General features: G+C 69.5%; 20 protein-coding genes and 1 pseudogene. 12 read left to right on the top strand and 9 right to left on the bottom strand.

Annotated features, from left to right (window positions below; all coding sequences use genetic code 11):
* Window positions 1-32 precede the first annotated feature (32 nt).
* Window positions 33-1,007 (bottom strand): aldo/keto reductase, encoded by a 975-nt coding sequence (locus ACGGCP_RS15205; protein ID WP_208495684.1) that lies wholly within the window; start codon window positions 1,005-1,007, stop codon window positions 33-35.
* A gap of 130 nt (window positions 1,008-1,137) precedes the next feature.
* Here ACGGCP_RS15205 and mshC point away from each other — a divergent pair, with 130 nt between their 5' ends.
* The 3 genes from mshC (at window position 1,138) to ACGGCP_RS15190 (ending at window position 5,057) form a co-directional block, all read left to right on the top strand.
* Window positions 1,138-2,379: a cysteine--1-D-myo-inosityl 2-amino-2-deoxy-alpha-D-glucopyranoside ligase gene (gene mshC, locus ACGGCP_RS15200; RefSeq protein ID WP_392966383.1), complete on the top strand. Its 1,242-nt coding sequence runs from the start codon at window positions 1,138-1,140 to the stop codon at window positions 2,377-2,379.
* Between the two features lie 71 nt (window positions 2,380-2,450).
* Complete coding sequence (locus tag ACGGCP_RS15195; protein ID WP_392966380.1) at window positions 2,451-4,106, top strand: enoyl-CoA hydratase-related protein; 1,656 nt, start codon at window positions 2,451-2,453, stop codon at window positions 4,104-4,106.
* A 63-nt stretch (window positions 4,107-4,169) separates the two neighbouring features.
* Complete coding sequence (locus ACGGCP_RS15190; protein ID WP_392966377.1) at window positions 4,170-5,057, top strand: phenylalanine 4-monooxygenase; 888 nt, start codon at window positions 4,170-4,172, stop codon at window positions 5,055-5,057.
* Window positions 5,058-5,110: 53 nt separating this feature from the next.
* Here the strand turns inward: ACGGCP_RS15190 and ACGGCP_RS15185 are convergent, their stop codons facing one another.
* The 4 genes from ACGGCP_RS15185 to ACGGCP_RS15170 all read right to left on the bottom strand — a co-directional run bounded on the left by ACGGCP_RS15185 (window position 5,111) and on the right by ACGGCP_RS15170 (window position 8,804).
* Window positions 5,111-5,827 (bottom strand): PspA/IM30 family protein, encoded by a 717-nt coding sequence (locus ACGGCP_RS15185; protein ID WP_392966375.1) that lies wholly within the window; start codon window positions 5,825-5,827, stop codon window positions 5,111-5,113.
* A gap of 52 nt (window positions 5,828-5,879) precedes the next feature.
* A complete protein-coding gene (locus ACGGCP_RS15180) occupies window positions 5,880-7,856 on the bottom strand; it encodes a TPM domain-containing protein (protein ID WP_392966373.1) in 1,977 nt (658 codons plus the stop codon).
* 114 nt (window positions 7,857-7,970) lie between these two features.
* Window positions 7,971-8,609, bottom strand: a complete 639-nt coding sequence (locus tag ACGGCP_RS15175) for an MSMEG_1061 family FMN-dependent PPOX-type flavoprotein (protein ID WP_392966370.1) — start codon at window positions 8,607-8,609, stop codon at window positions 7,971-7,973.
* A gap of 45 nt (window positions 8,610-8,654) precedes the next feature.
* Window positions 8,655-8,804, bottom strand: coding sequence for a hypothetical protein (locus tag ACGGCP_RS15170; protein WP_392966367.1), 150 nt, complete (start codon window positions 8,802-8,804; stop codon window positions 8,655-8,657).
* Window positions 8,805-8,906: 102 nt separating this feature from the next.
* Between ACGGCP_RS15170 and metH the strand changes: the two genes are divergently transcribed.
* From metH to ACGGCP_RS15150, 4 genes are all read left to right on the top strand, one after another.
* The gene (gene metH, locus ACGGCP_RS15165; RefSeq protein ID WP_392966365.1) at window positions 8,907-12,461 is read left to right on the top strand and encodes a methionine synthase; all 3,555 of its coding nucleotides are present in this window, start codon (window positions 8,907-8,909) and stop codon (window positions 12,459-12,461) included.
* 90 nt (window positions 12,462-12,551) lie between these two features.
* Window positions 12,552-13,109 carry a thymidine kinase gene (locus ACGGCP_RS15160; RefSeq protein ID WP_392966362.1) on the top strand — a complete coding sequence of 186 codons (558 nt, stop codon included), beginning with the start codon at window positions 12,552-12,554 and terminating at the stop codon, window positions 13,107-13,109.
* Between the two features lie 74 nt (window positions 13,110-13,183).
* Window positions 13,184-13,852 (top strand): HAD family hydrolase, encoded by a 669-nt coding sequence (locus ACGGCP_RS15155; RefSeq protein ID WP_392966359.1) that lies wholly within the window; start codon window positions 13,184-13,186, stop codon window positions 13,850-13,852.
* A gap of 41 nt (window positions 13,853-13,893) precedes the next feature.
* Entirely contained in the window at window positions 13,894-14,418 is a 525-nt protein-coding gene (locus ACGGCP_RS15150; protein ID WP_392966356.1) for a DUF2087 domain-containing protein, read from the top strand.
* Between the two features lie 38 nt (window positions 14,419-14,456).
* Here the strand turns inward: ACGGCP_RS15150 and ACGGCP_RS15145 are convergent, their stop codons facing one another.
* Complete coding sequence (locus tag ACGGCP_RS15145) at window positions 14,457-14,810, bottom strand: winged helix-turn-helix transcriptional regulator (RefSeq protein WP_392966354.1); 354 nt, start codon at window positions 14,808-14,810, stop codon at window positions 14,457-14,459.
* 140 nt (window positions 14,811-14,950) lie between these two features.
* On the opposite strand from ACGGCP_RS15145, the gene ACGGCP_RS15140 reads away from it, so the two are divergent.
* The 4 genes and pseudogenes from ACGGCP_RS15140 to ACGGCP_RS15125 all read left to right on the top strand — a co-directional run bounded on the left by ACGGCP_RS15140 (window position 14,951) and on the right by ACGGCP_RS15125 (window position 17,635).
* On the top strand, window positions 14,951-15,814 hold the full coding sequence (locus tag ACGGCP_RS15140) for an NAD(P)-binding domain-containing protein (protein ID WP_392966351.1): 864 nt from the start codon (window positions 14,951-14,953) through the stop codon (window positions 15,812-15,814).
* Window positions 15,815-15,873: 59 nt separating this feature from the next.
* Complete coding sequence (locus tag ACGGCP_RS15135; protein WP_392966349.1) at window positions 15,874-16,740, top strand: NAD(P)-dependent oxidoreductase; 867 nt, start codon at window positions 15,874-15,876, stop codon at window positions 16,738-16,740.
* Between the two features lie 16 nt (window positions 16,741-16,756).
* Window positions 16,757-17,215, top strand: a pseudogene (locus tag ACGGCP_RS15130) (NAD(P)-dependent oxidoreductase); the annotation flags it as partial.
* Window positions 17,195-17,635, top strand: coding sequence for a hypothetical protein (locus tag ACGGCP_RS15125; RefSeq protein ID WP_392967263.1), 441 nt, complete (start codon window positions 17,195-17,197; stop codon window positions 17,633-17,635). The pseudogene ACGGCP_RS15130 and the gene ACGGCP_RS15125, both read left to right, overlap by 21 nt.
* Before the next feature lie 27 nt (window positions 17,636-17,662).
* On the opposite strand, the gene ACGGCP_RS15120 is transcribed toward ACGGCP_RS15125, so the two are convergent.
* Window positions 17,663-18,529, bottom strand: coding sequence for a helix-turn-helix transcriptional regulator (locus ACGGCP_RS15120; RefSeq protein WP_392966346.1), 867 nt, complete (start codon window positions 18,527-18,529; stop codon window positions 17,663-17,665).
* Window positions 18,530-18,660: 131 nt separating this feature from the next.
* Here ACGGCP_RS15120 and ACGGCP_RS15115 point away from each other — a divergent pair, with 131 nt between their 5' ends.
* Window positions 18,661-19,404 (top strand): NAD(P)H-dependent oxidoreductase, encoded by a 744-nt coding sequence (locus tag ACGGCP_RS15115; RefSeq protein WP_392966344.1) that lies wholly within the window; start codon window positions 18,661-18,663, stop codon window positions 19,402-19,404.
* A gap of 53 nt (window positions 19,405-19,457) precedes the next feature.
* Here the strand turns inward: ACGGCP_RS15115 and ACGGCP_RS15110 are convergent, their stop codons facing one another.
* Window positions 19,458-20,750 (bottom strand): KamA family radical SAM protein, encoded by a 1,293-nt coding sequence (locus ACGGCP_RS15110; RefSeq protein WP_392966341.1) that lies wholly within the window; start codon window positions 20,748-20,750, stop codon window positions 19,458-19,460.
* 205 nt (window positions 20,751-20,955) lie between these two features.
* The gene (locus ACGGCP_RS15105; RefSeq protein WP_392966338.1) at window positions 20,956-21,381 is read right to left on the bottom strand and encodes an OsmC family peroxiredoxin; all 426 of its coding nucleotides are present in this window, start codon (window positions 21,379-21,381) and stop codon (window positions 20,956-20,958) included.
* Window positions 21,382-22,049: the final 668 nt, after the last annotated feature.

Here is a 22,049-nt window from a genome sequence, read left to right as displayed (position 1 = left end):
TGCGTCCCGGAGAACCGGTTCGCAGGGCCCGCTCAGTAGCTCTCGGGGTACCCGACTGTGGGCGCCGACACATCATCGAGCGCCAGGCGGATCTCCGGCGGCAGGAACAGCTGCTCCGCCGCGAGCGAGGCCCGCAGCTGCGTCGCGTTCCGCGCGCCCACGATCGCCGACGCAACCCCGGGCTGGTCCCGCACCCACGCCAACGCCACCTCGAGCGGGCTCACCCCGAGCCCCTCGGCGGCGGTCGCGCACGCCTCGACGATCCCCGCCGAGCGCTCGTCCAGGTAGACCCCGGCGAACCGCGACCACTGCGCGGAGACCGCCCGCGAGTCGGCGGGCCGCCCGAACCGGTACTTGCCCGTAAGCACCCCGCGCCCGAGCGGCGACCACGCGAGCACGCCCATCTCCAGCGCCAGGCACGCCGGGAGCACTTCCCGCTCCACGCCGCGCTGCAACAGCGAGTACTCGACCTGGCTCGCCACGATCGGCGTCCGCCCCGGCCACGCCGACTGCCACGCGAACGCCCGCGCCGTCTGCCAGCCCGTGTGGTTCGACAGGCCCACGTAGCGGACCTTCCCGCTCGACACCGCCGCGTCGAGGACCGACATGGTCTCCTCGAGCGGCGTGTCCGGGTCGTAGACGTGCAGGATCCACAGGTCGATGTAGTCGGTCCCGAGCCGCCGCAGCGACCCCTCCAGCGACCGCATGAGCCACCCGCGCGAGGTGTCGCGCTTGCGCGGAGCGCCGTCCGTGCGCACGCCCGCCTTGGTCGCGATGTGCAGCTCCGAGCGGGCCACGATCTTGCCCATGAGCTGCCCGATCACCGCTTCGGCCGCGCCCTGCCCGAACACGTCGGCCGTGTCCACGAGCGTCCCACCGGCCTCCACGAACGTCTGCAGCTGCGCCGCGGCGTCCTCGAGACCGGCCTCGTCGGTGGTCCACGTCATCGTCCCCAGGCCTAGCGAGGAGACTTCGATGCCGCTGCGTCCAAGTGGTCGGCGTTCCATGACCACACAAGTTACATCGAGCAACCTTCGCATGAAAGCCTCAGGTGCGCTTGGAAGGACAACAAGTACGTCTCGGTCGCCGATCCCCGGTACTGGCCGCTCGGCTGGTATTCGAAATAAGATCGCGGGCATGGATTCCTGGACCGCACCGCACCTGCCCGCCCTCCCCGGCCACGGCCCCGCCCTGCGCCTGCACGACACCGCCACGGCGGGCCTGCTCGAGACGGTCAAGCCCGGCGCCGAGCGCGCCACGATGTACGTCTGCGGCATCACCCCCTACGACGCCACCCACCTCGGCCACGCCGCGACGATGATCACGTTCGACCTCGTGCACCGCTACTGGCTCGACCAGGGCATCGACGTCCACTACGCCCAGAACGTCACCGACGTCGACGAGCCCCTCTTCGAGCGCGCCGAACGCGACGGCACCGACTGGCAGGTCCTCGGCCTCCGCGAGACCGCCCTCTACCGCGAGGACATGGAGGCGCTCCAGGTCCTCCCGCCCCGCCACTACATCGGCGCCGTCGAGTCCATCCCCTCCGTCGGCCGCGCCGTCGCCCGCCTCCTCGAGTCCGGCGCCGCCTACCGCCACGAGTCCGGCGACGTCTACTACGCCGTCGAGGCCCACCCCGCGTTCGGCGGCGAATCCAACTACGACCGCGACACCATGCTCCGCTACGCCCGCGAAAGGGGCGGCGACCCCGACCGCGAAGGCAAGCGCGACCCGCTCGACGCGATCCTGTGGAACGCCCCCCGCGACGGCGAGCCCTCCTGGGACTCGCCCGTCGGCCCCGGCCGCCCCGGCTGGCACATCGAGTGCGCCTGCATCGCCCTCGACCACCTCGGCGAGACCATCGACGTCCAAGGCGGCGGCAACGACCTCATCTACCCCCACCACGAGTTCTCCGCCGCCCACGCCGAATCCCTCACCGGCACGACCCCGTTCGCGCGCACCTACGTCCACACCGGCATGATCGGCCTCGACGGCGAGAAGATGTCGAAGTCCCTCGGCAACCTCGTGTTCGTCTCCAAGCTCCGCGCCGAAGGCGTCGACCCCGCCGCCGTCCGCCTCGCCCTCCTCGCCGACCACTACCGCTCCGACAGGCAGTGGAGCGCCGCGAAACTCGCCGAGGCCGAACTGCGCCTGGGGCGCTGGCGCGAGGCCGTCTCCCGCGAGCTCGCGTCCCCCGCCGGGGCGATGCTCAAGGCCGTGCGCGAGCGCCTCGCCGACGACCTCGACACCGCCGGAGCCCTTGCGGCCGTCGACACCTGGGCGAACGAAACCCTCCAGAACGGCGGCGAAGACCCGTCCGCACCGGACCTTGCCCGCGACACGATGCGAGGTTTGCTCGGCATAGACTGCACGCGCTGATTGTGCGAAATGCCGAGTATCGGTACGCTCACAGTTGAGCGTGGCCGACTCCCCATCCTCCTGGAGTCGAATTGAAGATCCTGCTGCTGGCGTCCGGGTTCAACGGGCTCACCCAGCGCGTGTGGTGCACCCTGCGCGAGCAGGGGCACGAGGTCGGCGTGGAACTCGCCCCGGCCCACAGCGCCCCCGAATCGCTGACCCGCGCGGTCGAGCGGATCGACCCCGACCTCATCCTGTGCCCCTTCCTCAAGCACCGCGTGCCCGAAGCGGTCTGGAAGCGCTGGACGACCGTGATCGTCCACCCCGGACCGGTCGGCGACCGCGGCCCCTCCTCGCTCGACCACACCCTGCTCGGCCAGGGCCCCCGCTGGGGCGTGACCGCGCTCTCGGCGGTCGAGGAGATGGACGCCGGACCGGTCTGGGCCTGCTCCACATTCGACGTCCCCGAGGGGATCACCAAGTCGGCGCTCTACAACAGCCGCGTCGCCGACGCCGCCATGGAGTGCGTCGCCACCGTCGTCCGCAAGGTCGAGAACGGCGAGCGGCCCGTCCCCGCCGACGAGCTGCCGCTGCCCGTCCCCGGAACGGGTGAACTCCCGCTCCTGCGCCGCGACGCGTTCGCCCTCGACTGGCGCGCCTCGGCCACCGAGCTCGCCCGCCGCATCGCCGCCGCCGACGGCGCCCCCGGCGCGCCCGCGGCCCTCGACGGCCGCACCTACCTCCTCTTCGACGCCGCCGCCACGACCGAGGACACCGGCGCCGAACCCGGCACGATCGTCGGCCGCGACTGCGAGTCCATCGCCTTCGCCACCGGCCGCGGCACCCTCTGGGTCGGCTACGCCGCCCTCCTCGAGAAGAAGCGCGGACCGAAACTCCCCGCCTCCATGGTCATCGACGCGACCAGCGCGCCCTTCAAGCCCGCGCCCGACGCCATCGCCGAGTCGGTCTACCGCCGCGAAGGCGACATCGGCTACCTCACCATCCGCTCCTACAACGGCGCCATGCACACCGAGCAGTGCCGCCGCCTCACCGGCGCGGTCGAGAAGGCCCTCATCGAGGACACCCGCATCCTCGTCGTCACCGGCACCGAGCACGCCTTCTCCAACGGCATCCACCTCGGCGTCATCGACGCCGCCGCCGACCCCGCCTCCGAGGCCTGGGACAACATCAACGCCATCGACGAGCTGTGCCTGGCGATCGCCCAGGCCGACCAGCTCACCGTCGCCGCGTTCTCCGCGAACGCGGGCGCCGGCGGCGTCATGGCCGCCCTCTGCGCCGACGTCACCGTCGCCCGCGACGGCACCGTCCTCAACCCCTACTACGACATGGGCATCTACGGCTCCGAGCTGCACACCTGGTCGGTCGCCAACCGCGTCGGCGAGGACGTCGCCGCCCGCCTCCTGGGGGAGAAGCTGCCGATCTCCGCCGCCGAGGCCAAGCAGATCGGCCTCATCGGCGCGGTCGGCCCCCGCGACTGGGACGAGTTCCAGCGCTGGCTGCGCGCGGTCGCGATCGGCTACAACGAGCCGGTCACGCGCGGGCGCATGTTCGCCGCGAAGGCCCGCCGCCGCGCCGAGTCCAAGCCGCTGTCGTACTACCAGACCATCGAGCTGGCCGAGATGGCCCGCGACATGTTCGACGACCGCAACGGCTTCCACGGCAAGCGGCGCGCGTTCCTCGGCAAGTCGGCCCCGGCCGAGACCCCCGAGAAGCTGCGGTTCCGCTAGGCCTGCGCTTGCCATTCCCGCCAGTGCGTTGACAGGTGCCGTCCCACCTGATGGACTGTTCCTATGTTCGAAGAAGGACAGTACTTCGCGCCGGTCAACACCGACGCCGACGGAACGGTCAGCGTGGAACTGGGTGAGAACCACCCAGGCTTCGCCGACCCCGAGTACCGCGAGCGGCGCAACGCCATCGCGGCCCTCGCATTGGACTGGGAACCCGGCCTACCCATGCCGACGGTTGCCTACACCGACACCGAGCACGAGATATGGCGGCTGGTCAGCGCCGAACTCGCCGTGAAGCACCAAGCCCTGGCCTCCACTGAGTACTTGGAGGGCGCCGAGCGCCTCAAACTCCCCGCCGACCACATCCCGCAGCTCCAGGAGGTCTCCGAGTCCCTCGCGCCGCTCACCGGCTTCAGCTACCTGCCCGCGGCCGGGCTCGTGCCCCTGCGCGAGTTCTACGGGGTGCTCGCCGACGGGAAGTTCCACGCGACCCAGTACATCCGCCACCACTCGGTGCCGCTCTACACGCCCGAACCGGACGTCATCCACGAGGTCATCGGGCACGCCAACGCGCTCGCCTCGCCGCGGTTCGCCGCGCTCTACCGGGCCGCGGGCGAGGCCGCCCGCCGCGTCCACTCCGAGGACGCGCTCGAGTTCGTCTCCCGCGTCTTCTGGTTCACCCTCGAGTTCGGGGTCATGAGCGAGAAGGACGGCCTCAAGGCCTACGGCGCGGGCATCCTCTCCTCGTACGGGGAGATCGACGAGTTCCGGGGCATGGAGATCATGCCGCTCGACCTGGTCACGATGGGCACCATCGACTACGACATCACGAAGTACCAGGACCACCTGTTCGACGCGGGCTCGATGGAGCAGCTGGAGGACGTCGTGGGGGAGTTCTGGACCACCTGCGACGACGAGTCGATCGAGCGATTGAAATCCGGGAAGCACTAGGCCTGTAGCGAAGCGGCCGGGCAGAGGAGCCCGGCCGCGAAGTCCCGCGCCTTTCAGCCGCCGCTCTTGAGCGCGGCCATGCGCGCCTCGATCTCGGCGTCGTCGGCGAGCCCGTCGAGGCTCTCGAACTGCTTGTCGAGCGAGGACATCGACAGCTCGGCCTGGCCCCGCACCTTGGCCTCCTCGCGGCGGACCTTCTCCTCGAAGCGGTTGACCTCGCTGAGCGGGTCCATGATGTCGACCGAGCCGATCGCCTCGTTCACCTGCTTCTGCGCCTGCGCGGTCTTCGCGCGGGCGGCCAGGCTGCTGCGCTTGGACTGCAGCTCGGTGAGCTTGGTCTTCATCTGGTTGAGCGCGGTCTTGAGCTTCTCGACGACCTCCTGCTGGCTCTGGATGGTCGGCTCGGCCGTCTTGATCTCCTTCTCCAGCTCGAGCTGCTTGCCCAGGGCCACCTTGACGAGGTTGTCGAACTTGTCGGCCTCGGCGGTGTTCCCGGCGGCGCGCAGCTCGTCGGCCTTGCGGCTGGCGTTGCGGGCCTTGTTCTCCCACTCCTGCGCGGCCTCCTTGTCGGCGGCGGCGTCGTCCTCCATCAGCCGCAGGTTGCCGATGGTCTCGGCGATGGAGCTCTCGGCGTCTGCGATGCTGTTCTTGTAGTCGCGCTCCATCTGGGCGAGCATCTTCTCCGGGTCCTCCGCGGAGTCGATGGCGTCGTTGATGTTCGCCTTGAGCAGCTGGCCGATGCGGCCGAAGATCGACTGCTTCTTGGTCATTGGTCCCCACACCTTTCGGATCGGTTGTCACAGGTCGCTGGTCGTGCGGTCGTCAGAATCGGCCACCACCGCCCCTGCGGGTGCCCGCGCCGCCGAACGAGCCCGGCGAGGGGCCGCGCCTGCGCGAGGAGCCCGGCGCGCCGAACCCGCCGCCGCGGCCGCCCCCGGAGCCGCCGAGCATGCCGCCGAGGAGGATCCCGCCGAGCATCGCCCCGGCGTTCCCGCCGCCGCCGAAGCCGCCGCCCATGCCGGTCGGCCCGGACTGGCCCCGGTAGGCGTTCACGTCCTGCTGCGCGAGCCTCGACGCGGCCGCCGCGAGCTGGTCGGCGCGCTGCGCTCTCGCCAAGGCCTGCACGGGATCGGACGGGGCCAGCGCTCGCGCGGCGTCGAGCTGCTGGTTCGCCTCGTTCAACCGGGTGCGGGCCTCGGTGCCGACGCCGCCCCGGTTGGTGTTGATGTAGTCCTCGACGGCCGCAGCCGTCGCCGAGGCGTTCGCGATCGTCTGCGCCAGTTGGGCTTTCGCGCTCTCGCGCTGCTCCTGCTCGTCGCGCACGGCCTGCAGGTCGGCGCCGATGGCGGCCTGGGCCCGTTCGAGGCGGCGCACGGCGTCGAGCGGGTCCACCGGTCCCGCGGCCTTCGCCGTCTCGACCTCGGCGGCAACGGCCCGGGCGTCGGCCGCGGCGCGGCGCAGCCGGTCCCCGTCGGGTGCGCCGTCGGCCTTGCGCTCGGCCTCGCCGACGTCCTGGCCCAGCGTGGCGAGCAACCCCGGCAGCCCCTTGGACGCCTCGGCGAGCTCGGTCTGCCGCCCGGTCACCGCGTCGAGCAGCTGCCTGGCCTGGGCGAGCCCGCCTTCGGCGGCGCGGACGCCCACGGCGGCCCTGCCGTTCTCACCGCCCTCGAGCGCCTGCCGGGCCTCGGCCAGGCTCCGGTCGGCGAACGCGAGCCGGTCCTCGGCGTCGACCACGTTGTTCGCGACGGTGTCGTACGCCGACGCCGGGTAGGCGGCCGCGAGCGCCGCCAGCGCCTCCTTCGCGGCCCCGGTCCGCCCGGCCAGGCCCTTCGCGTCGGCGGTCAGCTTCTCGACCGCCTCGGGCGCGCGGCGGCCGAGGTCGCGCAGCTCCTCGAACTCGGCGGCGGCCCCGTCGAGCTGCTGGTCGGCCTTGGTGAGGCGTTCGATGATCTCGGTCAGGAGCGCGCGGCGCTGCTCCTCGGTCTCGGGCACGTCGTCGTCGAGGGTCTGGCGCAGCCTGAACGCCTCGGCGAGCTCGCTCTTGGCGGTGTCGAGCGCGGCCGCGAACTTGGCGGTGCTCTCCTGCCCGAACTCGGCGACGGCGAACCCGAGGTCCTGGTCGCTGGTGCGGATCGCGTCGTCGCCTTCGACGAGGAGGCGGCTCGCCTCCCGGTCGAGGTCCTGCGTCGACATCCGCTGCGCCTGCTTGCCGCCCGGCGCGCCCTGCTTCTTGCGGCGGCTGCGCCACACCAGGAACACGACGACCGCGATCGCGACGAGTACGAGCAGGAACACTAGCCACCCCGCTCCGCCGCCGCCACCGGATTCGCCTGCCGCTTCGGCCCGGTACCCGTCCGCGGCGGCGATGGCCGCCCCGGCCCAGTCGTCTGCCGACAGCCTGGGCTCGATCTCGGTGGTGGCGACCTCGTTGAGCTGCGCGTCGGTGAGCGGGAACCCGGACTCGACCGACCACGAGTACCGGCGGTCGCCGGTGGCGACGGCGAGCAGGATGTCGTTGGCGCCCAAGCCGCTCTGCACGGCGGTCTCGTTCGCCCAGTCCTGCGGCGAGTAGCCAGAGAACGAGTCGACGTACGCGACGTACAGGCCGATCGCGGCGTCGGAGCGGAGCTGGTCGATCGCGGCGTCGACTTCGGCGCCCCGTCCGCCGATCGCGCCGACCTGGTCGGTGACGGCTCCGGAGTCGAGGTCGATGGGGGCGACCGCGAAGGCGGCGGTGCCGGACAGGGCGAACCAGAGGGCGGCCAGTACGGCCGCCGCGTACCTCACTGCTGCCGCCATCGGCGCCCCTGTGTCTTCCGGTGTCCTGAACTGCGGTTATCGCGAATTCAGGGTAAGGAAGAAAATTCAGGCATTGCTCGATTCGGTGAAACAGCCCGCCCCGGCCCGGCCGCGCTAGTAGAGCTCCGATTCGTACTTCGGGCCGTACTTGTCGACCAGCTGCTCCAGGGTGGCGTCGACGACCTGCGTCTCCTTGATCATCTGGGGGTGCGGGGGGAGCGTGTCGGAGGTCCACGTCTCGGGCTTCCAGATCCCCGAGCGCATCGCGGACTTACCGCAGTGGAAGTAGATCGTGTCGATCTCGACGACGAGCGCCAGGACCGGTTTGTGGCCCTTGACGACCATGTCGTCGAAGAACGGCGCGTCGGCGACGATGCGCGCCCGGCCGTTGATCCGCAGCGTCTCGCGCCGGCCCGGGATCAGGGACAGGAGTCCGACGTGCGGGTTGGCGAGCACGTTGTGGTAGCCGTCGACGCGCTTGTTGCCGCGCCGCTCCGGGATCGCCACGGTGGTGTCGTCGAGGACGTGCACGAGCTGCCCGGCCGGGTCGCCCTTGGGGGAGGCGTCGCAGTTGCCCTCGGCATCGGCGGTCGCGACGACGCAGTAGGGGGAGGCGGCGAGCCATTCGCGGTCGCGCCGGTGGAGCTGGAAGCGCTCCTTGGTGGCGGCCTGCGGCATCACGTCGCCGACGATCTCGCGGAGTCTGGCGGGGTCGGTCACTTCGGTCCACAGGTGACTGTCGAGCGCGTCCATCTGGTTCCCTTCGGGGGGAGGGCCATTACGACCCGATGCTACGCCTCAGTTCTTCTCGTCGCCATCCTCGCCGACGTCGTCCTGGGATTCGGCGTCGCGTGCGTCGGCGATGCCGTCCCGCACCCCCAACCGAACGACCCAGTACATGACGCAGGCGCCAATGAACAGGAAGACCAATCCGAGGAAGATTTCCATACCGCCCATCCTATTCGTCCGCCTGTGATCTTCATCCGACACAGTGCCCATCCAGTGAAACCGAGTTCCCACTTGGCGGCACCCGCCAGTATCCTTGACCGCGTGTCTGCGAACAGCCTTTTCCTCGAAACCCTGCAACGTCGCGTCGTGATCGCCGACGGCGGTATGGGGACGATGCTGCAGACCTTCGACCCCACGATGGAGGACTACGACGGCTTCGAGGGCCTCACCGACATCCTCTGCCTCACCAGGCCCGACATCGTGCTCGGCATCCACGACGCGTACCTCGCCGCCGGGGCCGACTGCATCGAGACCAACAGCTTCAACGCCAACTACGGCGGCCTCGTCGAATACGACATCGTCGAGCGTGCCCGCGAACTCGCCCGCGCCGCCGCGAGCCTCGCCCGCCAGAAGGCCGACGAGTACGCCACCCCCGAGTGGCCGCGCTTCGTCCTCGGCTCCATGGGCGGCGGCACCCGCCTGCCCACCCTCGGGCACGCGCCCATGGCGCTCCTGCGCGACCACTACCAGGAATGCTCCGCGGGCCTCATCGAAGGCGGCGCCGACGCGATCCTCGTCGAGACCGCCCAGGACCTCCTCCAGGCCAAGGCCGCCGTCATCGGCGCCAAGCGCGCCAACAAGGCCCTCGGCACCAACGTGCCCGTCATCGCCCAGGTCACCGTCGAGACCACCGGCACCATGCTCGTCGGCGGCGAGATCGGCGCGGCCCTGACCAGCCTCGCCGCCCTCGGCATCGACCTCATCGGCCTCAACTGCGCCACCGGCCCGGCCGAGATGAGCGAGCACATCCGCTACCTCACCCGCCACTCGCCGGTCCCGATCTCGGTCATGCCGAACGCCGGCCTGCCGACCCTCGGCCCCAACGGCGCGGTCTACCCGCTCACCCCCGAAGAGCTCGCCGACGCCCACGAGGACTTCGTCCACAACTACGGCGTCGGCCTCGTCGGCGGCTGCTGCGGCACCACCCCCGACCACATCCGCGCCGTCCGCGAACGCCTCGGCGGCGACCCCCAAGGCCCCGACGCCGCGAACGTCGCCAAGCCCAAGGAACGCACCCCGATCCTCGAATCGGGCGTCTCCTCCTCCTACCACCACGTCCCGTACCTCCAGGACGCCTCGATCCTCAACGTCGGCGAGCGCACGAACGCCAACGGCTCCAAGGCCTTCCGCGACGCCATGCTCGCCGCCGACTACGACCGCTGCGTCGAGATCGCCCGCGAGCAGGCAGGCGGCGGCTCCCACGTCCTCGACCTGTGCGTCGACTACGTCGGCCGCGACGGCGCCGAGGACATGCGCGTCCTCGCCTCCCGCTTCGCCACCGCCTCCACCCTCCCGATCATGCTCGACTCCACCGAGCCGAACGTGGTCGAGGCGGGCCTGGACTCACTCGGCGGCAAGTGCATCGTCAACTCCGTGAACTTCGAGGACGGCGACGGCCCGACCTCCCGCTACCAGCGGATGATGCCGCTCGTCGCCGAGCACGGCGCGGGCGTCGTCGCCCTCTGCATCGACGAGGAGGGCCAGGCCCGCGACCGCGACTGGAAGGTCCGCGTCGCCGCCCGCCTCATCGACGACCTCACCGGCACCTGGGGCATGAAGATCCAGGACATCTTCGTCGACGCGCTCACCTTCCCGATCTCCACCGGCCAGGAGGAGACCCGCCGGGACGGCATCGAGACGATCGCCGCCATCCGCGAGATCGCCGCCCGCTACCCGGGCGTGAACTTCACCCTCGGCGTCTCCAACATCTCCTTCGGCCTCAACCCGGCCGCCCGCCAGGTCCTCAACTCCGTGTTCCTCAACGAATGCGTCGAAGCGGGCATGACCAGCGCGATCGTCCACTCCTCCAAGATCCTGCCGATGGCGCAGATCCCCGAGGAGCAGAAGCAGGTCGCCCTCGACATGGTCTACGACCGCCGCACCGAGGAATACGACCCGCTGCAGAAGCTCATCGAGATCTTCGACGGCGTCAGCCTCGCCGGCACCAAGGAGGCCCGCGCCGAGGCCCTCGCCGCCCTCCCGCTTGCAGAGCGCCTCGCCCAGCGCATCATCGACGGCGACAAGAACGGCATGGACACCGACCTCGACCAGGCCCTCGCCGAAGGCCGCAAGCCGCTCGACATCATCAACGACAACCTCCTCGAAGGCATGAAGGTCGTCGGCGACCGCTTCGGCTCCGGCCAGATGCAGCTGCCGTTCGTCCTCCAGTCCGCCGAGGCCATGAAGTTCGCCGTCGCGCACCTCGAACCGCACATGGACAAGGCCGACGGCGCCGGCAAGGGCACGATCGTCCTCGCCACCGTCCGCGGCGACGTCCACGACATTGGCAAGAACCTCGTTGACATCATCCTGTCGAACAACGGCTACACCGTCGTCAACCTCGGCATCAAGCAGCCCATCAACGCGATCCTCGACGCCGCCGAAGAGCACCAGGCGGACGTCATCGGCATGAGCGGCCTCCTCGTCAAGTCCACGGTCATCATGAAGGACAACCTCGCCGAGATGATGGCCCGCTCGATGCACACGCGCTGGCCGGTCCTCCTCGGCGGCGCGGCGCTCACCCGCGCGTACGTCGAGGACGACCTGCGGGAGATGTTCGAGGGCGGCCAGGTCCACTACGCGCGCGACGCGTTCGAGGGCCTGGACCTGATGAACAAGGTGATGACGGCCCGCCGCACCGGCGTGCCGATCGTCGACGCCGAGAAGGAGGCGAAGATCGCCCTGCGGCGCGAGCGCCGCGCGAAGCAGGCCACGATGGTCGCCGACTCCCTCCCGGACCTGAACGACACGTCGGTGCGCTCCGGCGTCGCCACCGACGTCGAGATCCCGGTGCCGCCGTTCTACGGTTCCCGGGTCGTCAAGGGCATCGCCCTCGCTGAGTACGCGGCGCTGCTCGACGAGCGCGCCACGTTCCTGGGCCAGTGGGGTCTCAAGCCCGCCCGCGGCGACGGCCCCTCCTACGAGGAGCTGGTCGAGACCGAGGGCCGCCCGCGCCTGCGCTACTGGCTCGACCGGCTGGCCACCGACAACGTGCTCGAAGCGAAGGTGGTGTACGCGTACTTCCCGGCCTACTCCGAGGGGAACACGCTCGTCGTGCTCGACGAGAACGGCCACTCCGAGCGCGCCCGGTTCACGTTCCCGCGCCAGCGCCAGGGCAAGCGCCTGTGCCTGGCGGACTTCTTCCGCGCCAAGGACGGCGAGCAGCTCGACGTGCTCGGCATGCAGCTGGTCACCTTGGGCTCCAAGGTCTCCGAGTACACGAACGAGCTGTTCCAGGCCAACGCCTACCGCGACTACCTCGAGGTGCACGGCCTGACGGTGCAGCTCACGGAGTCGCTGGCCGAGTACTGGCACCGGCGCATGCGCCGCGAGTGGGTCCTGCCCTCGGGCGGCACCGTCGCGGACTCGGACCCGGGGGACCTCAAGGGCTACTTCGACGTCGACTTCCGCGGCTGCCGCTACTCGTTCGGCTACCCGGCCTGCCCCGAGCTGGCCGACCGCGCGACCCTCGTCGACCTCCTCGGCGCCGAGCGCATCGGCGTCGAACTGTCCGAAGGGGACCAGCTCCACCCGGAGCAGTCGACCGACGCGATCGTCCTCCACCACCCCGAGGCGAGCTACTTCAACGCCAAGTGACGCATGTGAGTGCCCGACGCCTTTGGGGCGTCGGGCACCGCGCCCAGTACCCGTGCCGACTCGCGTTCCCCGGTTCGGCACGATAGGGCCATGTCGCACGAACTCGTCGCCTACCTCGGAGTCATGGACGCAGGCAAGTCCACCCTCGCGCTCCAGTACCACCACTCCCTCGGCGGCAAGGGCGTCGTCTACACCTCCATGGACCGCGGCGGCGAAGGCGTCGTCTCCAGCCGCATCGGCCTCAGCCACGAGGCCCGCGAGGTCAAGCCCGGGTTCGACATCTACGACGACCTCGCCGCGACCCGCCCCCCGTACGTGATCGTCGACGAGGTCCAGTTCCTCGAAGCACCCAAGCAGATCAACCACCTCGCCGACGCCGTCGACGGCCTCGACCTCGACGTCTACGCGTTCGGCCTCAAGACCGACTTCCTCGGCCGCCTCTTCCCGGCCACGCAGCGGCTCATCGAGCTCGCCGACCGCGTCGAGGAGCTGCCCGTCCGCGTCAACTGCTGGTGCGGCGAGCGCGGCACCCACAACGCCCGCGTCCGCGACGGCGTCATGGTCTTCTCCGGCGACCTCGTCGAAGTCGGCGACATGGACTCCTACACCGTCCTGTGCCGCCGCCACCACCGCGCGGGCCTCGCCTAGGGCCGGTGTGAGCCGCCTCGCGGGAGCGCCGCGAACCAGGCCGCCCCACGCGTCGCGCCCGTACTGTTGACACCGTGACTGACCGAACGGAAGCCGCGTTCCCGCAAGCCGTGCTCTTCGACATGGACGGCACGCTCGTCGACAGCGAGATCGTCTGGGACACCGGCGTCGAGGAACTCGCCGGCCTCCTCGGCGGCGCGCTCGACCCCGAGGTCCGCTCCCGCATGGTCGGCACCAACGAGGACGCCTCGGTCGTCATGCTCCTGGAGAGCCTCGGCATCCCCCTCACCGAGTCCCCCCAGCACCAAACTTGGCTGCGCACCCGCATGAAGGAGCTGTTCGCCGAGGGCGTCGACTGGAAGCCCGGCGCGCGCGAACTCCTCCTCGAATGCCGCGCCGCGGGCGTCCCGACCGCCCTGGTCACCTCCACGCCGCGCGAGCTCGCCGACATCATCATCGGCCTCGTCGGCCCCGAGAACTTCGACCTCACCGTCTGCGGCGACGAGGTCGAGCGCCCCAAGCCCGACCCGGTCCCGTACCTCCACGCCGCCGCCAAACTCGGCGTCGACATCGAACGCTGCGTCGTCCTGGAGGACTCGGTCTCCGGAACGAGCTCCGCGCTCGCCGCAGGCGCGGTCACCCTCGCGATCCCGGGCGACGTCGACCTCCCGGCCGAACTCGAGGTCAAACGCCTCGACTCCCTCGAGGGCGTCGACCTGGCATACCTGCGCAGCCTCGGCTAAACCCGTTGACGCCCAAGGGCGTCCGGCACGAGGCTGTCCTCATGGAGCCAAGCCACGTCATCGTCAAAGCCCTGGCCGACCCCGAACGCCTTCGCGTGTTCGCAGACATCGTCCTCGCCGACTCCGGCGCGACCGTCGCCGACCTGCGCGAGCGCCACCCGCGCGCCGAGAAGGCCCTCCACCGCCTCTTCGAATCAGGCCTCGTCACCCGCGAGGACGGCAGGGTCCGCGCCGCACCCGACGCCTTCAAAGCCGCCGCCGCGGCCGCCCGCGCCTCCCGCCCCGACGCACCGCCCGGCGTGAGCCCCGAAGTGGCCCACCTCTACTCGAACGGCCGCATCACCGCCCGACCCGTCAACCGCCGCACCCGCGTCGCGCTCCTGCGCGACCTCGCGGACCGCCACTTCGCGTTCGGCCGCCCCTACACCGAGCAGGAGATCAACGAACCGCTCGCCGCCGAGTTCGACGACCCGCTCCAACTGCGCCGCGACCTCATCGACGAACTGCTCCTCGAACGCGACCTCGGCGGCACCGAATACCGCCGCCGCGAGGCCCCGCCGATCTAGAGGGGGAATCCCCGGCCCCCCGGGGATCCCCGCACCTCCTACACCCGAGTCGCAGCGAGCCGCGGCGCCAGCGCGTCCCGGTTCGCGTCGCCCCACAACTCCAGCGGCGCCAGCGCCCGGTTCAACTGCTCGCCCAGCGGCGTCAGCGAGTACTCCACACGCGGCGGCACCTCCGCGTACAGCTCCCGGTGCACGATCCCGTGCGCCTCCAGCTGCCGCAGGTTCTCGGCGAGCACCTTCTCGCTCACCCCTTCGAGCTTGCGCCGGATCTGCCCGAACCGCACCGGCCCCTCGGCGAGCACCCACATCAGGTGCATCTTCCACTTGCCGCCCACGACATCGATCGCGATCGACATTCCGCAGGTTTGATCTGCGTCACTCGTCGCCTGCATCGCGGCCCTCCCGACCATATTCCGAACGTCTCGGTAAGTAACCCCACCTGGAAGTGCGGTCTTGCGAAGCCTACCCCGGCCGACCGACGATAGACCCCGTCAAGGCAAGCAAGAAACCACCACTTCCCAAGGGGCACAACATGACTGCCAAATACTCCGTCGCCGTCCTCGGACTCGGCCCGATGGGCCGCGCCACCGCCCGCATCCTCCTCGCCGCAGGCGTCGACGTCACCGTCTGGAACCGCAGCGCCGGCAAGACCGAAGAGTTCACAGCGCTCGGCGCCACAGCCGCCGCCACCGCCGCAGAAGCCGTCGCCGCCAACGACACCGTCCTGCTCTCCCTCATCCACTACGACGCCATGTACGGCGTCCTCGAAGGAGCCGACCTCAACGGCAAGACCATCGTCAACCTCTCCTCCGACTCCCCGGCCAACACCAGCAAGGGCGCCGGATGGGTCCTCGACCGAGGCGGCCGCTTCCTCACAGGCGCGTACATGACCCAGAGCGACGACATCCAGCACCCCGTCTCCCGCATGTACGTCAGCGGCCCCGCCGCCCTCCACAAGGAACTCCAGGAACTCCTCGAACTCCTCACCCCCACCGAGTACCTCGGCGAGGACTACGGCGTCGCCCAGCTCTACTACCAGGCCAACCTTGCCATGTTCCACGCCTTCCTGATCTCCCTGGAACAGGCGCTGGCCATGATCCAGCGCTCCGGCGGCGACATCGACCGGTTCCTGTCCCTGCGCGAGAACGAGCCGCAGAGCCTCAAGGACTTCTCGTACTTCTTCGCCGAGCAGGTCAAGCAGGGCGGCTGGGGCGACCTCGCGAACCTCCGCATGATGCACGCCGGAGCCCAGCACGTCATCGACGCGGCCGACGAAGCAGGCGTCGACTCCGCCATCACCAAGACCATCCAGGACTACTACCAGCGCGCACTCGACGCCAGCGACAAGACCGGCCGCGTCGTCCCCGTCCACCAGATCTTCAGCCAGGCCGGCTAGACCGACCGCGGGGCCGGGCAGCGCCGCCCGGCCCCGCACCCCCACCGAGAGGCAACACCATGACGAAGCCCGCCACCACCGTCCTAGGCCTCGGCGCCATGGGCTCGGCCATCGCCACCCGTCTCCGCGAGACCGGCCACGACACCACCGTCTGGAACCGCACCGCCGCCAAGACCGAACCGCACGCCGCAGCGGGCGCGAAAGCCGCAGCCACGGTCACCGAAGCGGTGAACGGCAGCGACACGGTCCTCGTCGTCCTCCTCGACCACGCCAGCGTCCGCGAACACCTCGAACCCGCCGCCGCCGAACTCGCGGGCAAGACCGTCGTCAACCTCGTCACCACCACACCCAACCAGGCACGCGAAACCGCCGCCTGGGCGAGCGAACACCGCATCACCTACCTCGACGGCGCCATCATGGCCGTCCCCGAGATGATCGGCCAACCCGACGCCCGCCTCCTCTACGCCGGAGACGAGCACGCCTACGACACCGCACGCCCCGTCCTCGAAACCCTCGGCGCCGCCGAATACACGGGGGAGGACCCCGGCCTCGCCTCACTCAAGGACATGGCCCTGCTCTCCGCCATGGACCTCATGTTCCTCGGCTACCTCCAGGCCATCGCCATGATGCGCACCGTCGGCACCAGCGCCGCCGAAACCGCCGCCGAAACCGAGCGATGGCTCACCGCCATGCTCCCGCACGGCAAAGGCCTCGCCGCGATCATCGACGGCGGCACCTACGACACCGGCGGCCAGAGCGTCGACTTCGACCGCTTCGGCATCGCCTCGCTCATCACCGCCAGCCGCGAGCAGGGCATCCGCGCCGACCTCCTCGAACCCCACCGCCGACTCCTCGACGACCTCGCCGCCACCGGCCACGGCGACAGCGACTGGCCCCGCATCATCGACCAGCTCACCATCCGCTAACGCACCCGAAAACCAAGGAACCACCATGAGCAAAGGCAACATCACCGTCCTCGGCCTCGGCGAAATGGGCTCGGCCATCGCCACCCGCCTCCGCGAGACCGGCCACCACACCACCGTCTGGAACCGCACCGCCGCCAAGACCAGACCCCACGTCGAAGCCGGAGCCAAAGCCGCCCCGACGATCACCGAGGCCGTCCAGGCCGGCGACATCGTCATCGCCGTCCTCCTCGACCACGCCAGCATCCACCAGAACCTCGAACCCATAGCGGCCGAACTCAAAGGCAAGATCCTCGTCAACCTCACCACCACCACACCCAACGAGGCCCGCGCCACCGCCGCCTGGGCCGCCGACCACGGCATCACCTACCTCGACGGCGCCATCATGGCCGTCCCCCAGATGATTGGCCAGCCAGGCTCCCGCCTCCTCTACTCCGGAGACGAGAACGCCTACGCCATCGCCCGACCCGCCCTCGAAACCCTCGGCACCGCCGAATACGAAGGCACCGACCCCGGCGTCGCCGAACTCAAGGACATGGCACTCCTCACCGCCATGTACCAGATGTTCAGCGGCGTCCTCCAAGCCGCCGCCATGATGCGCACCGTCGACGTCGCCCCCGGCCAGACCGCCAAGGACGCCATCGCCTGGCTCGGCGCCGTCCTCCCGCTCGCCGAGGGCTACGCCGAAGTCATCGACGGCCGCCAGTACGACCCCGCCCCCGGCCAGAACGTCGCCTTCACCAACGCCGCCGTCACGTCGCTCATCACCGCCAGCCGCGAACAAGGCGTCGGCGCCGACTTCCTCGAACCGCTCAAGAAGCACCTCGACGAACTCGCCGCCACCGGCCGCGGCACCGCCGACTGGATCAGCGTCATCGAACAGCTCACGATCAACTGACAGAAAACCGCGAGGGGCGGACCGGCACTACCGGTCCGCCCCGAGCAGCCGCAGCTTCTCGTGATCGTCCGTCCCCGGCGCCGCCGTCAGCATCACAAGCATCTGCCCCGAACCGTCCGCCACCCGGAACTGCTCCTTGTACAGCTCCAGCGCCCCCACCATCGGATGCTCGAACCGCACCGACCCGATATTGCAGTCCTTCACCTCGGCCTGCGCCCACAGTTCCGCGAAGAACCGGTGCCGCACCGACAACTCGCCGATCAGCCCCGTCAGCTCCTTGTCGTCCGGGAACAGCGCCGCCATCTTCCGCAACTGCGCCACCGTCTCCCACGAGCACACCGCCTCCCAGTCCGGGAAGTACGCCCGCGAATCGTCGTCGAACAGCAGCCGCACGAAGTTCGGCCCCGCCTCCAGATCCCACCCGAACCCGCCGTACAGCAACTGCGCCAGACGGTTCGACGCCAGCACGTCCTGCCGGTGGTTCATGATCAGCGCCGGGAACGCGTCGATCGCCGCCAGCATCGTCTGCAGCGACGGCCGCACCCCCGCGCTGGCCTGCATCGGGCTCAGCCGCGAGTTCCCCGCCAGCCGGTGCATGTGGGCCCGCGTCGTCTCGTCCAGCCGCAGGGCCCGCGCGACCGCGTCGAGCACCTGATCCGATGGATGCTTCGCCCGCCCCTGCTCCAGGCGCGTGTAGTAGTCCACGCTCACCCCGGCCAGGAGCGCCAGCTCCTCCCGCCGCAGACCCGGGACGCGACGTCGCGCGTCCTCCCGCAGCCCGACGTCGCCCGGGTTCACCCGCGCCCGCCGCGCCTGCAGGAACTTCCCCAGGTCCACCACGTCCTCGAGCCTGTGGATCTCGGCCGCCCGGGTCTCTGTCGCATCAGGTGTCATCACGCAAACCTCCGCGGCAAGTATCGCCGCGATCCCGCGCGGGTGCCTAGGTCTGTCAGTCCTAGGGTCGAACGACCCCAGGTCGAACAGACGTCTGGCAGCCGTCCCTCGACCGCAGCAGCATGGTCCGCATGAGAACGCACATCGTCTACGCCCACCCGCACAGCGGCTCCCTCAACGCCGCCCTCCGCGACGAGGCCGTCCAGACTCTCGAAGGCCTCGGCCACACCGTCTCCGTCTCCGACCTCTACGCCATGGACTGGAAGGCCGTCGCCGACTACGACGACTTCGGCCCCACCGAGAACGAGCACTTCATGGCCGCCGCGGGCGAAGCCTGGGACAAGGGCGAGATCGCCGAGGACATCAAGGCCGAGCAGGCGAAGCTCCTGGAAGCCGACCTCGTCCTTCTCCAGTTCCCGCTGTGGTGGTACTCGGTCCCGGCGATCATGAAGGGCTGGTTCGACCGCGTCTTCACCAACGGCTTCGGCTACCGGCCCTCCAGCGACTGGCCGCGCTTCGGCGACGGCGTCCTGAAAGGCAAGCGCGCCATGGTCATCGTCACCACCGGAGCCGCCGAGTCGCACCTCTCGGACCGGGGCGTGAACGGCGACATCAACGACCTGCTCTTCCCGATCCAGCACGGCGTCCTCTTCTACACGGGGCTGGAGGTCCTCCCGCCCGTGGTCGTCACCGGGGCGGGCTGGCAGGCCGACTTCGCCGACGTTGCGAAGCAGCTGCGCGAACGCCTCGAAACCCTCGCCGAGACCGAGCCGATCGCCTACCGCAAGCAGTCAGAGGACTACGACGAGCGCAAACGCCTTCTCCCCGGCCGCGAACCCGAGGGCACCACCGGGTTCGCCCTCCACATCGCCTGACACGCCGAAGGGCCGGAGCGGATCGACCCGCCCCGGCCCTTCCCCGATAGGCCCTACTCGAACGGGAACTTGTCTGCGAACGCCGGTTTCAGGTCGTCGACCCACACCGCGTTCTCGTCGAACTTCGCGAAGAACGGACGACCCACGAGCTCGGGGTTCCTCGCCTGGAGCATCCGCAGCGCGAACACCTTCTCCTCGCCGATCTCCACGACGCCGTCCACCGCGACCTTGCCCGGCGTGGCCGACATCGACGGACCCCGCACCGTGCGGCACAGCCCCGACACCTGGCTGAACGCGTCGCGGAAGATCTCCCACGCCCGCACCAGCGGCACCGAGAAGTAGTCCTGCGGCCCCGTGTCGCGCTCGACGAACATGTAGTACGGGACCATCCCCAGCTTGTGCTGGGTCCGCCACATCCCCGCCCACTGCTCCGCGTCGTCGTTGATCGTCCTGATCAGCGGCGCCTGCGTCCGGATCACCGCACCGGTCGAGCGGATCCGGCGCACCGCCTCCCGCACGATCTCGGAGTCCAGCTCCTTCCGGTGCGAGAAGTGCGCCATGAACGCCAGGTTCTTCCCCGACGCCACCACCCGCTCGAACAGCCGAAGCGTGTCGTCCGCGTCAGGATCCGACACGAACCGCTGCGGCCAGTACGCCAGCGCCTTCGACCCGATCCGGACGGACTCGACGTGCTCCATCTCCAGCAGCGGCTCGATATAGCGCCGCAGCACCGGCTCGCCCATGATCATCGGGTCCCCGCCGGTCAGCAGCACGCTGCTCACCTCGGGATGGTCCCGCACGTACCCTGTCAGCTGCTCGACGTCGTTGTTCGCCATCTTCAGGTCGGCGATCCCCACGAACTGCGCCCAGCGGAAGCAGTAGGTGCAGTACGCGTGGCAGGTCTGCCCCTGCTGCGGGAAGAAGAGCACCGTCTCCCGGTACTTGTGCTGCAACCCCGGGATCGGCTCCTCGCCGTCCTTCGGGATGTTCAGCGCCAGCTGCCCGGCCGGATGCGGATTGAGCTTGAACCGGATCCGGTTCGCGGCGCCCGTGACCTCCTCCTTCGAAGCGCCCTTCTGGAGGAGCTCGGCGATGTGGTCGACGTCCTCGGCCGGCAGCATGTCCTCCTGCGGGAACACGAGCCGGAACATCGGGTCCTCGAACGGGTCGTCCCAGTCGATCAGTTCGTCGACGACGTAGGAGTTCGTCCGGAACGGCAGCACTGACGCCACCGCCCTGGTCCGGAGCCGCTGCTCCTCGGTCAGCGGCGCTCGCTGGAGCAGTTCGTCCAGGTGGCGAATGGTGTAGGCGTGGAAGCGCCTACCGGTGTTTTCAGGAGCAGTCACGAGACCCCCTCCTCTGCGATGTCGGTTTGCAACTGGGCAGGCAGGCCTGGTTACAAACAAGTGCGCGAAACCAACGACCACCGTGCCGCCCCGCAGGCGGAACCGCCTGCGCTCGGCTCCGTGGTGTTTTGACCACGGATGGTGCACCCGATGCTTTCGCGCACACTGTGCGTGAATATGAAATTTTCAGGCGTTTGTGACGACCCTAACCCAGCGTCGCCTCAAGCGAAATCGGGACCGCCTTCAGGGCCTGGCTCACCGGGCAGTTCTCCTTCGCGCCCTTCGCGATCGTCTGGAACTCGTCGTTGTCGATCCCAGGAATGACCGCGTGCATGGTGAGGACGATGTCGGTGATGCCCGTGCCGGGCTTGAAGGTGACCGCCGCTTCGGTGACGACCTCGTCCGCGGTGTACCCGGCCTTCCCCAGGGCGGCCGAGAACGCCATGGAGAAGCAAGAGGTGTGCGCCGCGGCGATGAGCTCCTCAGGGCTGGTCTTGCCCTCAGGGTTGTTCGTACGGGCCGCCCACGTCACCGGCGTGTCCGGGAGTCCGGAGGACACGAAGGTGGTGACGCCGTTGCCGTCCTGGAGATCGCCGGTCCAACGGGTGCGTGCATTGCGAGTGGCTGACATGCCTTCTCCTCTGATCGGAAGTCCTTCGCTCGCAGGCTAACAGCCGTCAGTGCGAGCAAAAGACGTTCCGCGACGGAGGCCGGGCCTGGGGCCCGGCGACCGTCTTTCCGGAAGCTCTTGATGTCTTCGCTGGTCAAGCGTATCGTTGAACCGAAGGTGACCCCCCTGGTTTTGGCCCCTTCGGGGGTGTGTATATTTGTCTTTGCCCGCGGGGGAACGGAACAGCCGAGGAAAACGAGGCCGGTCCGGAGATCACGGAGGCACGCGACGAGCTCACGGAGCTATGGCGCGGTCCGGATCGAGGCGCGGGGATCACCTGAGACTCCATAGAGGCTCAATCGTCTGTGACGAGGGTCAATGACCCCCAGTTAGACAGTGCGGTTCGAGACTAGTAATGTTGTTCGGGTTGCTCCGGCTGAGGCCGAATCCCAATTGTGGATCGACTTGAGTTGGCGTGTTGTTTGAGAACTCAACAGGGTGTTTGGATGGTCAGCGTGCGGGCTGATCGAGGTCACTGGACAAGGTTTCGGTGAGTCTTGGTTGGTACTGTTTTTGACTGTCTTTTCCTTGGGGCACTTGCTTGGTGTCCCGTTGAAAATCGGTCAGGACATGCTTCGACACATACCAAAAGTCGCCATGGTCGCAAGATTGTGGTGCGCAACAGGTTT

It is taken from the genome of Glycomyces sp. NPDC048151, from assembly GCF_043202775.1.
Lineage (GTDB): Bacteria > Actinomycetota > Actinomycetes > Mycobacteriales > Micromonosporaceae > Glycomyces.
Note: the sequence above shows the minus strand (reverse complement) of the source record. Positions and strands in the feature narration are given on the sequence as shown.